Annotated in this window: 7 protein-coding genes; 3 read left to right on the top strand and 4 right to left on the bottom strand. The window is 61.9% G+C overall.

The genetic code is table 11. From position 1 onward, the window contains the following. The first annotated feature begins 151 nt into the window (after nucleotides 1–151). Nucleotides 152–1,609, top strand: a complete 1,458-nt coding sequence (mltF, locus tag GIB19_RS21900; protein WP_027595687.1) for a membrane-bound lytic murein transglycosylase MltF — start codon at nucleotides 152–154, stop codon at nucleotides 1,607–1,609. A gap of 147 nt (nucleotides 1,610–1,756) precedes the next feature. Here the strand turns inward: mltF and tadA are convergent, their stop codons facing one another. Together tadA and GIB19_RS21890 are read right to left on the bottom strand one after the other, a co-directional pair. Continuing rightward, the gene (gene tadA / locus GIB19_RS21895; protein ID WP_099428437.1) at nucleotides 1,757–2,236 is read right to left on the bottom strand and encodes a tRNA adenosine(34) deaminase TadA; all 480 of its coding nucleotides are present in this window, start codon (nucleotides 2,234–2,236) and stop codon (nucleotides 1,757–1,759) included. After that, nucleotides 2,236–3,618, bottom strand: a complete 1,383-nt coding sequence (locus GIB19_RS21890) for a multicopper oxidase family protein (RefSeq protein ID WP_027595684.1) — start codon at nucleotides 3,616–3,618, stop codon at nucleotides 2,236–2,238. The genes tadA and GIB19_RS21890 overlap by 1 nt, the downstream gene beginning before the upstream one ends. 197 nt (nucleotides 3,619–3,815) lie before the next feature. Between GIB19_RS21890 and GIB19_RS21885 the strand changes: the two genes are divergently transcribed. Together GIB19_RS21885 and GIB19_RS21880 are read left to right on the top strand one after the other, a co-directional pair. Then, complete coding sequence (locus tag GIB19_RS21885; RefSeq protein WP_274887947.1) at nucleotides 3,816–6,776, top strand: dermonecrotic toxin domain-containing protein; 2,961 nt, start codon at nucleotides 3,816–3,818, stop codon at nucleotides 6,774–6,776. Between the two features lie 74 nt (nucleotides 6,777–6,850). Further along, nucleotides 6,851–7,318, top strand: coding sequence for a GNAT family N-acetyltransferase (locus GIB19_RS21880; RefSeq protein WP_274887946.1), 468 nt, complete (start codon nucleotides 6,851–6,853; stop codon nucleotides 7,316–7,318). 275 nt (nucleotides 7,319–7,593) lie between these two features. Here the strand turns inward: GIB19_RS21880 and guaA are convergent, their stop codons facing one another. Beyond that, nucleotides 7,594–9,171: a glutamine-hydrolyzing GMP synthase gene (guaA, locus tag GIB19_RS21875; RefSeq protein WP_027595681.1), complete on the bottom strand. Its 1,578-nt coding sequence runs from the start codon at nucleotides 9,169–9,171 to the stop codon at nucleotides 7,594–7,596. A 78-nt stretch (nucleotides 9,172–9,249) separates the two neighbouring features. Continuing rightward, nucleotides 9,250–10,719, bottom strand: coding sequence for an IMP dehydrogenase (gene guaB / locus GIB19_RS21870; protein WP_027595680.1), 1,470 nt, complete (start codon nucleotides 10,717–10,719; stop codon nucleotides 9,250–9,252). Between the last annotated feature and the right edge of the window lie 64 nt (nucleotides 10,720–10,783).

The following is a 10,783-nucleotide window of genomic DNA, read 5'->3' as shown; positions in this document are numbered from 1 at the left end:
CGCCGCGCGGGCGGCGCTCGATCTGCCAGGCGGCACACCTCTAACGGCAAACACCCCTAACGGCAAACCCCCTGAACACAGAACCCGCTACCAGACAAGCTATCTGTTGTCGAGATATGGCGCCGCCTGTCCTTTGCGTATACTGCAAGCTATGTTCGCCCACACTGCTTTGCGCCAGCGCTGCGCCAGATGGCTCATCGCAACCGGACTCTTTCTGATGCTCGGTGCCTGTGTTGAAAAACCCAGCACCCTCGAGCGCGTGAAGGAGGATGGCGTGCTGCGCGTAATCACCCGCAACAGCCCGGCGACGTATTTCCAGGACCGTAACGGCGAAACCGGCTTCGAATACGAATTGGTCAAGCATTTCGCCGATGATCTCGGCGTAAAGCTGGAGATCGAGACCGCCGACAACCTCGATCAACTGTTCGACGAGCTGGGCAAGCCCTCCGGCCCGGTGCTGGCAGCCGCCGGCCTGGTAAGCAGCGAACGGCGCAAGACCCAGGCGAAATTCTCCCACCCGTACCTGGAAGTCACCCCTCAAGTTATCTACCGCAACGGCCGCTCGCGCCCGACCGAAGCCAAGGGCTTGGTCGGCAAGAAGATCATGGTGCTCAAGGGCAGCAGCCATGCCGACCAGCTGGCTGAGCTGAAAAAGCAGTATCCGGGCCTGGAATACGAAGAATCCGACGCCGTCGAGGTGGTCGACTTGCTGCGCATGGTCGATGAAGGCCAGATCGACCTGACCCTGGTCGACTCCAACGAACTGGCGATGAACCAGGTGTACTTCCCCAACGTTCGGGTCGCCTTCGACCTGGGCGACACCCGCGACCAGCGCTGGGCGGTAGCGGCCGGCGAGGACAACAGCCTGCTCAACGAGGTCAACGAGTTTCTCGACAAGGCCCAGAAGAACGGCACCCTGCAGCGCCTGAAAGACCGCTATTACGGCCATGTTGACGTACTCGGCTACGTCGGCGCCTATACCTTCGCCCAGCATTTGCAGCAGCGGCTGCCCAAGTACGAGAAGCACTTCAAGAGCTACGCCAAGGTCGAACAGGTGGACTGGCGCCTGCTGGCGGCCATCGGCTACCAAGAATCGATGTGGCAGCCGGAAGTCACCTCCAAGACGGGCGTGCGCGGCCTGATGATGCTCACCCAGCGCACGGCGCAGGCCATGGGCGTGTCCAATCGCCTGGACCCGAAACAGAGCATCCAGGGTGGTGCCAAGTATTTCATGCTGATCAAAGAGCAACTCGACGACAGCATCCAGGAACCCGACCGTACCTGGTTCGCCCTGGCTGCCTACAACGTTGGCAGCGGGCACCTGGAAGACGCCCGTACCCTGGCCAAGCGCGAGAAGCTCAACCCGAACAAGTGGCTGGACGTGAAGAAAATGCTACCGCGCCTGGCGCAGAAGCAGTGGTACAGCAAGACCAAGTACGGTTATGCCCGCGGCGGCGAGCCGGTGCACTTCGTGGCCAACATCCGCCGTTACTACGACATCCTGACCTGGGTGACCCAGCCGCAGCTCGAAGGCCAGATGGCCGAGGGCAACTTGCATGTGCCTGGGGTAAACAAGGACAAGCCGGCAGAGCAGTCGCCGCCGATGTAACGCAACAGGGCCTCATCTGTAGGAGCAGCCTTGTGCTGCGAAGAGGCCAGCGAACGCAACCCAAGGTTCATTATGCAGTCACCGGCCTCTTCGCAGCACAAGGCTGCTCCTACAGATACAGAGAACGCTTGTAACCTGAGTGTGTGGTTAGGCTTTGGCTCGGCGGGCCTTGAAGAAGTCACTGAGGATCTGCCCACACTCCTCCGCCAGCACCCCGCCCTCGACCATCACCCGATGGTTGAGGAAGCCCTGGCCGAAGAACTGACCCTGGCTCTGCACGATACCCGCCTTGGGCTCCAGCGCCCCGTACACCACCCGCGCCACCCGCGAATGCACGATCAACCCCGCGCACATGCTGCAAGGCTCCAGGGTCACATACAGCGTGCTGCCCGGCAGCCGATAGTTGCTCGCCGACTTGGCCGCAGCCCGAATGGCAACCATTTCGGCATGCGCACTCGGGTCGCTGTCGATAATGGGCCGGTTGAAGCCCTGGCCGATTACCTGGCCATGCTGCACCAGCACCGCCCCCACCGGCACCTCGCCCATGGCCGCGCCCTCAGCCGCCAGGGCCAGAGCAATGCGCATGAATTCCTGATCGCGGCTGCGATCAATGATGTGTGGGCGCATCAGACCACCGCTATCGCGGCCATCAGGCCGGTTTCCATGTGGTCGATGACGTGGCAGTGGAACATCCAGGTGCCCGGGTTATCGGCCACAAGTGCCACCTGGGCCCGCTCGTTCTTGCCCAGCAGGTAGGTATCGGTGAACCACGGTTCCTTGATGTCGTGGCGGTTGGAGGCAATCACCTTGAAACTCATGCCATGCAGGTGGATCGGGTGCTGGTACTGGGTCATGTTCTTCAGCTCGAAGATGTAGCTCTTGCCCTTCTGCAGCGTGGCGATGGGCCGGTCGGCGCATGTCTTGTCGGTGATGTCCCAGGCCTGGCCGTTGATCTGCCACAGGCTCGATGGTTTGTTCGGGTCAGGGGTGACAGAAACTTTGGCCGCCCACTCGAAATTGAAGTTGAGCTTTTCAGCATTCTCCAGGTCCGGCTCGGCGATCGGGTTGGCCGGCAGCGCTGGCGGCCAGTCACTCGGCGCGTCGTTGCTCGGCACCGAACGCAGGGTACCCAGGCGCACGAAACCGTCGCGCAGGGAAATTTCCTCACCCGCTTCGGGAATCCGGATGGCCAGGCAGATGCGCATGCCAGGGCCAAGCCAGTACTCGTCTTCCAACGGGCGCGGGGTCACCGGGTTGCCGTCGAGGGCGTAGATCTTCGCCTCGCAGTTGCCCTTGAGGTTAAGGCGGTAGGTCCAGGTGTTGTCCAGGTTCAGCAGGCGCACCCGCACCACCTGGCCGGCCGGCAGCTCGGTGACCGCGTCGGGCTGGCCGTTGATGGTGATCAGCCGCCCGGCAGTGCCGTTACGCGCGGCCTCACGCGGGATGCTGAACGGCAGCCAGGCGCCCTGCTCGTCCACGTGCCAGTTTTTCAGGCTCAGCGTGCGCTCGTGCAGGAACCCGGTAGGCTCGCGCTCCTCGACGATCAGCGGGCCGACCAGTCCGCGGCCGAGCTCTTCCGAGCTGCTGACATGTGGGTGATACCAGTAGCTGCCCGCATCCGGCACGCGGAACTTGTAGTCGAAGTATTCGCCCGGCTTGACCGGCAGCTGCGACACGTACGGCACGCCGTCCATTTCCAGCGGCAAGCGGATGCCATGCCAGTGAATGGTGGTTTCGACCGGCAAGTGGTTGATGAACCGCACCCGCAGCCAGGTGCCCTGGCGTACCCGCAGCTCGGTACCTGGCGCCGAAGGGCCAAAGGCCCAGGCCTCGGTCTTGAAGCCCGGCACCAGTTCCACGTCCAGGGGCGCGGCGATCAGCTCGTAGTCGTGCCCGGCATTCTCGTCCTCGACCTTGCCCAGCCAGTACCGCGCTGCGCCTCCGGCGCCCAGGCCTACCACAACCAGGCCGGTGAGGCCCTTGAGCATTTGTCGACGGGTGAAGGACATCGGTGCGGGTACCTCGTGTTCGGCGCGATCAAGCTGCCAGCAGGGCTGGCGATGAAGGGCGAATACGATACACCTGCAAATGGGAAAGATTAAGTGAAAGCCACCTTTACTGGCCGTTCAGGCAAGCAATATGCACCGCCTTCATGGCCCGTGCCCCTTCGAGACTGACGTTTATCCTTCCAGCCAGGACAAACGTGATGCCCTCCAACATCCCTACTTCCAACGAACAGCAAAGCCTGCTTACGCTCGCACGCCAGCTCACCGAAGCCTGCCCCGACATGCGCGAGATGGCCCGCGAAGTTGCCCAACAGGTCCTTGAACGCCACGGCCTGACAACACTGGACCCCGACAATGTCTACCTGCACCGCTTTCACACCGCCGTCAGCAGCCACAAAACTTTCAACGGCTGGCAGCACCTGGACCCGCCGTACGAATCGCTGACCTTGCCCCAACTGGTCATGCACCGCTTCGATGCCAACGACCAGGACAACGCCGACCTGCTGAGTTACCTCGTTGGCTTTTACACCGAAGGGCCTGGCGGGGATGCCTACGACGAGCGTAATGAAATCCGGCTCGAGGCCAAGGACGTTCTGGATTACTTCTGGAGCATCGATTTTGCCGTTGACTTCAAAGCTCGGCTGACGTCTTTCTGGTCGAAACAGGCGGGCCACTTTCGAACGTTGGCCAAGGCCAACTTCCTCAGCAAAGTACTGGAAGCCTGCGCACATGCCCCCGCGTCAGCGCTGGCCAGCCACTGCCGCGATGTCGTGCAGGCGCTGGCGGGCGACACAGCCTGGCCGCCGTCACTGGAAGCGCTGCAACAACAGGTAGTACCTGGCGCTGGCGTGCACGTGTGCACGTTCGATATCGGCGGGCATGTGGCCACAGATATCCTGCGTGTTCAGCTCAAAGATGGCAGCCAGCTTATCTACCTACCTGGGGAGGTCGATGGCCTGCATTACTTTGCGGATGACCAGGCGTTGTTCTGGTGGGTACTCATCAACTGCAACCATGCCGATAACCGGGCACGCTTCCTGGCGCACTTCTCCCTCGATGACCGCGATGAGGGCGACAGCAAGGTCGGCCTCAATCACCTGGTCGATCTGCTGTACCAAGGCTGGGGCAGGGATGATTATTCCGGCATCAACACCCTCGATCAGCAGATCCATAAGGACGCCTTCGACTGGCTGCGCGACAAAGCCCGACAGCGGATGATCGATGATGCGCACTTCTCCCTGCGCTCCAACGCCGACTTGCGCAAACAACTGTGGATCGGCTACCTGAGTGCAGGCCTGAAAGTGTTTGGCCCCCTGGCGGCAGTGGACTGGCCCGTGGCATTGGCGCTGGTCGGCGCCGGCATCGCTGAAACGGGCTTGAACATCGACCAGGCAATTACCGGGCATACCACCCGCGAACGCAAGGCAGGCGTTACAGGGGCAATCTTTGCTGCCATCGAGACGCTGTTCAACGCAACGTTTTTGCTCAGCGCACCGAGCAAACCACTCGCCGAACTCGGCGAAGCCGCTGAAGCAGGCGCGGAAACGGGTGCAGGCCAAAGCCCCACAGCGCCAGAAGAACCCGCAACTGCTGGCGAAACCGAACCCGGCGACGAAGAGCCTTCAAGCGTAGTGGACGCCGTGAAAACCTGGGTACCAGCGCCCTTCCAGCCAGTGGAACGCTGGGCGCTGTTGCAGCCTTTCGAGACCAATGTGCTGCTTAGCGGCGAGCCTGGCTCGGGCACCTTCGCAGGCATTTACACACAGGACGGGCAGTTTTATGCGCTGGTCGAGGAGCAACCTTACCAGGTGCGCTTTGTGCCGGAGCTGAAAACCTGGACCATCGTCGACCCGGAAAACCCGTTTTCTTTCTACAAGCACCAACCGATCCGCCTTGATGCCGATGGCCAGTGGTACCCCATCGAGCGTGGCAGCCTCAAAGGCGGCATGCTCTCACGGCTGAAGATCTGGGGCAGGCCATCAGCGGCGGCGAACGTGCCTGCCCTTGCCGAAACCCCTTATGAAGTACCCCCCAGCTTGCGCCCTGCACTTGAAGACGTGGCGGACGAAGAGATCACGGGCGCACGGGAAAACATTCACGACCCTGAACGATACGCCGCCATCGAGCGCTTTCGCGCCCTGCGTGAGCAACTGGCGACCGATGCCAACCAGTTCATGACCACGGTAGACGTGCCAGCTCGCCCGCCAATACCTGAGTTACCTGCTGGAACTACGCCTAAGCAGGTACTGCAACGTATCTATGAAAACAGCAACGGCCTGGTGATCGGCGAGGCGCATAGCAGCCTTGGTAGCAAGCGGTTGTTGATCGAAAACATGGGCCAGTTGCGCAAGCTGAAAGTGAAGACGCTGTACATGGAGCATTTCACCACCGATTTCCAGCAAGCGGACCTCGACACTTTCAACCGTAGCGGCGTGATGCCGAGGGCGCTGGAGCGGTATGTCACGGCCCAGGACTTCGGGCACCACACCGACCCTGCAGGCCGCTACACCTTCCGCCGGATACTGCTTGAAGCACACAAAAATGGCGTGCGCATCCAGTCCATCGACTGCATGGCCAGCTATCGTCAGGCATGGGCAGAGCCGGTGTCCGATGTGGCGCGTCAGCAGATGATGAATTTCTACGCCCACCTGATCATCGACGCTGACCAAGCTACGCGTGGCCCGGGAAGGTGGGTTGCGTTAGTCGGTAACACTCACGCCAACAACTTCCATGGCGTTACCGGCCTGGCTGAAACCGAAGGTGCGATTGGCTTGCGGGTCGAAGACACCCCTGCCGGCGGAGTCGATACCTACACGGCCGACCCCGGCACGGATTCCGCTGACAGCAAAGGCAAGCTGTGGCACTTGCAAAGCGACCTGCGGCTGCAAGCGGCGGTAACGCCTGCGCGCTCACCGTCACCAGACCTGGAAAGCATGCTGGTCAGGCCAGGTGACTACACCTTCGAAGAGGCCAACGGCGAGCAGTACCTGGTTAACCGCAGCCGTGACATGCGCCTGCGACGCACCTTGATCAGGCGGGATGGGCGCTTCTACTACATAGAACGGCCAGACTGGCCAACCGTCCATCAACGCCGCCTGGCGCACCTTTCCGATCTACATACTTGGCTGAGGCAGCGTGGAATGCGGCACATCACACCTTGAGCTGCTTACGTTTGCTCACAGACTCGCAGACCGTCGTATACGCACAATGGCGCTTTCAACGTGAGGCCAAACGTATGACAGCCATAACCCTTCGCCCTGCAGTACCTGAAGATGCCGCAGCGTGCATGACCCTGCGGGCATTGACCCGGGAAAACGCGTTCACAGAAGAAGACCTGCGCGCGCTAGGCATCACCGTCGATTCCTGGAGCAGCGGCATTCGCGATGGAAGCGGCCCAGGCTTCGTGGCCTGCAAAGACGACCAGATAGTGGGCTACTGCTTCGCCGACAAGGACAGTGGCGAGGTGACCGTGCTTGCCCTGCTGCCTGCCTTTGAGGGCCAAGGGATCGGCAAGCGCTTGCTGCAGAAGGTCGTCGACCACCTGCGGGCGCTGGGGTTCGAGCGGCTGTTCCTGGCGTGCTCCAGCGACCCTGACGTGCGCTCGTATGGGTTCTATCGGCACCTAGGCTGGACGTCGACAGGCGAGCAGGACGAAGCGGGAGATGAGATCTTGCAGCTCAGGGTCGATACACGCGCTCGGTAAAACGCAAAAGCCCGCAATCATGCGTAATGCTGTTCACTTAAGTGATCCATCGCCTGTATTGGGGCCGCTTTGCGGCCCTTCGCGGCACAAGGCCGCTCCCACAATGTTCGCGCATGCCCTGTAAATAGGGGCATAACGCGGTCGGTGTGGGAGCGGCCTTGTGCCGCGATGGGCCGCAGAGCGGCCCCGGCATTCTTAAGTGAACATCATTACGCAATAATGCGGGCTTTTGGTAGCTTCCTGCTATCGGACGCCGGCCGTGGCCGGGCGCGATATCATTCCCACTCGATAGTGGCCGGCGGCTTGCTCGACACGTCGTAAGTGACGCGCGAGATGCCTTCGATTTCGTTGATGATACGGCCGCTGACGGTCTCCAGCAGCTCGTACGGCAGGTGTGCCCAACGCGCGGTCATGAAGTCCACGGTCTCGACGGCACGCAGGGCCACGACCCAAGCGTAACGACGGCCGTCGCCAACGACGCCAACCGACTTGACCGGCTGGAACACCACGAAGGCCTGGCTGGTCTTGTGGTACCAGTCGGCTTTGCGCAGTTCTTCGATGAAGATATGGTCAGCGCGACGCAGAATGTCGGCGTATTCCTTCTTCACTTCACCGAGGATACGCACGCCCAGGCCTGGGCCTGGGAACGGGTGGCGGTAGACCATGTCGTACGGCAGGCCCAGCTCCAGGCCGATCTTGCGGACTTCGTCCTTGAACAGCTCGCGCAGCGGCTCGACCAGCTTGAGGTTCATTTCCTCTGGCAGGCCACCGACGTTGTGGTGCGACTTGATCACGTGGGCCTTGCCGCTCTTGGCGCCAGCCGACTCGATCACGTCTGGGTAGATGGTGCCCTGGGCCAGGAACTGGATGTTGTCCAGCTTGCTGGCTTCGGCATCGAAGATGTCGATGAAGGTGCGACCGATGATCTTGCGCTTCTTCTCAGGGTCCGCTTCGCCTTCCAGGTTGCCCAGGAATTGTGCCTCGGCGTCGGCACGGATCACCTTGACGCCCATGTTCTCTTTGAACATGGCCATCACTTGGTCGCCTTCGTGCAGGCGCAGCAGGCCGTTGTCGACGAAGACGCAGGTCAGCTGGTCACCGATGGCGCGGTGCAGCAGCGCGGCAACCACGGAGGAGTCCACGCCGCCGGACAAGCCCAGCAGGACGTTGGCCGAACCTACTTGCTCACGCACTTGGGCGATGGCGTCTTCGACGATGTTGGACGGGGTCCACAGGGCTTCGCAGCCGCAGATGTCCTGGACGAAGCGCGAGAGGATGCGACCGCCCTGCTTGGTGTGGGTCACTTCCGGGTGGAACTGCACGCCGTAGTAGCCGCGCGCGTCGTCGAACATGCCGGCAATCGGGCAGCTCGGGGTGCTGGCCAGCACGTGGAAGTCGCCAGGCATCTGGGTGACCTTGTCACCGTGGCTCATCCACACGTCCAGGCCCAGCACGCCGTCGGCGTCTACGTGGTCTTCGATGCCGTCGAGCAGGCGGCTCTTGCCGACTACATCAACGCGGGCGTAGCCGAATTCGCGCAGGTCGGAACCGGTCACCTTGCCGCCCAGTTGCTCGGCCATGGTCTGCATGCCGTAGCAGATGCCCAGCAGCGGTACGTTCAGGTCGAATACGGCCTGCGGCGCGCGCGGGCTGTTGGCTTCGTGTACCGACTCGGGGCCGCCGGCGAGGATGATGCCGCGCGGGTTGAATTCGCGGATCGCTTCATCGTCCATGTCGAACGGATGCAGTTCGCAGTAGACACCGATCTCGCGCACGCGGCGGGCGATCAGCTGGGTGTACTGGGAACCGAAATCGAGGATCAGGATGCGGTGAGCGTGAATGTCGAGGGCCATGACTCAATCTCGTCAGTGGAAATCGGAAACGACGCGGGGCTGTCGTGACAGCCCCGCATGCTGATAGTGCTGGAAGCCTCAGCCTACGCGGTAGTTAGGGGCTTCTTTGGTGATCTGCACGTCATGCACGTGGGACTCGGCCATGCCGGCACCGGTGATGCGCACGAATTCCGGCTTGGTGCGCATCTCTTCGATGGTTGCGCTGCCGGTGTAGCCCATGGACGAACGCAGGCCGCCCATCAGCTGGTGGATGATGGCTGCCAAGGCACCCTTGTACGGTACGCGGCCTTCGATGCCTTCCGGTACCAGCTTCTCGGCGCCGGCCGAGGAGTCCTGGAAGTAACGGTCGGACGAGCCCTGCGCCTGTGCCATGGCACCCAGCGAGCCCATGCCGCGGTAGGCCTTGTAGGAACGGCCTTGGAACAGCTCGACTTCACCCGGGGCCTCTTCGGTACCGGCGAACATCGAACCCATCATCACGCAGGAAGCACCGGCAACGATGGCCTTGGACAGGTCACCGGAGAAGCGGATGCCACCGTCGGCGATCAGCGGGACGCCCGTGCCTTCCAGCGCAGCGGCGACGTTGGCGATGGCGCTGATTTGCGGCACGCCGACACCGGCGACGATGCGGGTGGTGCAGATCGAGCCTGGGCCGATACCGACCTTGACGGCGTCAGCGCCAGCTTCAGCCAGGGCCTTGGCCGCAGCGCCGGTGGCGATGTTGCCGCCGATCACCTGCACTTGCGGGTAGGTTTCCTTGACCCAGCGTACGCGGTCGATCACGCCTTTGGAGTGACCGTGGGCGGTGTCCACCACCACCACGTCAACGCCAGCAGCAACCAGGGCAGCAACGCGCTCGCCGGTGTCCTTGCCGGTACCAACGGCAGCGCCGACGCGCAGGCGACCTTGGTCGTCCTTGCTGGCCAGCGGGTAGGCCTTGGCTTTTTCGATGTCTTTGACGGTCATCATGCCCTTGAGGCTGAACTTGTCGTCGACGATCAGGACTTTTTCCAGGCGGTGCTTGTGCAGCAGCTCGCGGACTTCGTTCTTGTTGGCGCCTTCGCGCACGGTGACCAGACGCTCTTTGGGCGTCATCACATCGCGGACCTTGGCATCCAGACGGGTTTCGAAGCGCACGTCACGGGAGGTGACGATACCGACCAGGTCACCGTTCTCCAGCACCGGAACTCCCGAAATGTTGTTCAGGCGGGTCAGGTCGAACAGGTCGCGCACGGTGGCGTCTGCTTCGATGGTGATCGGGTCCTTGACCACGCCAGCCTCGAACTTCTTGACCTTGCGCACTTCGCCGGCCTGCTGTTCGATGGTCATGTTCTTGTGGATGATGCCGATGCCGCCTTCCTGAGCCATGGCAATGGCCAGACGCGCTTCGGTCACGGTATCCATGGCGGCGGAAACCAGAGGGATGTTCAGCTCGATGCCACGAGTCAAACGGGTCTTGAGACTGACTTCATTGGGCAGTACCTCGGAATAGCCAGGTACAAGGAGGATATCGTCGAAAGTCAGGGCTTCTTGGCTGATACGCAGCATCGCGGGGGCTCCCGGGCGGGAAAAATGGAAGCGCGCCATTATACTCATCCACGGCGCGCCGCTC

The sequence above is a fragment of the Pseudomonas sp. ITEM 17296 genome, from assembly GCF_028895205.1.
GTDB classification, from domain to species: domain Bacteria; phylum Pseudomonadota; class Gammaproteobacteria; order Pseudomonadales; family Pseudomonadaceae; genus Aquipseudomonas; species Aquipseudomonas kermanshahensis.
The sequence above is the reverse complement of the archived record's forward strand: the minus strand, read 5'-3'. Positions and strand labels throughout refer to the sequence as shown.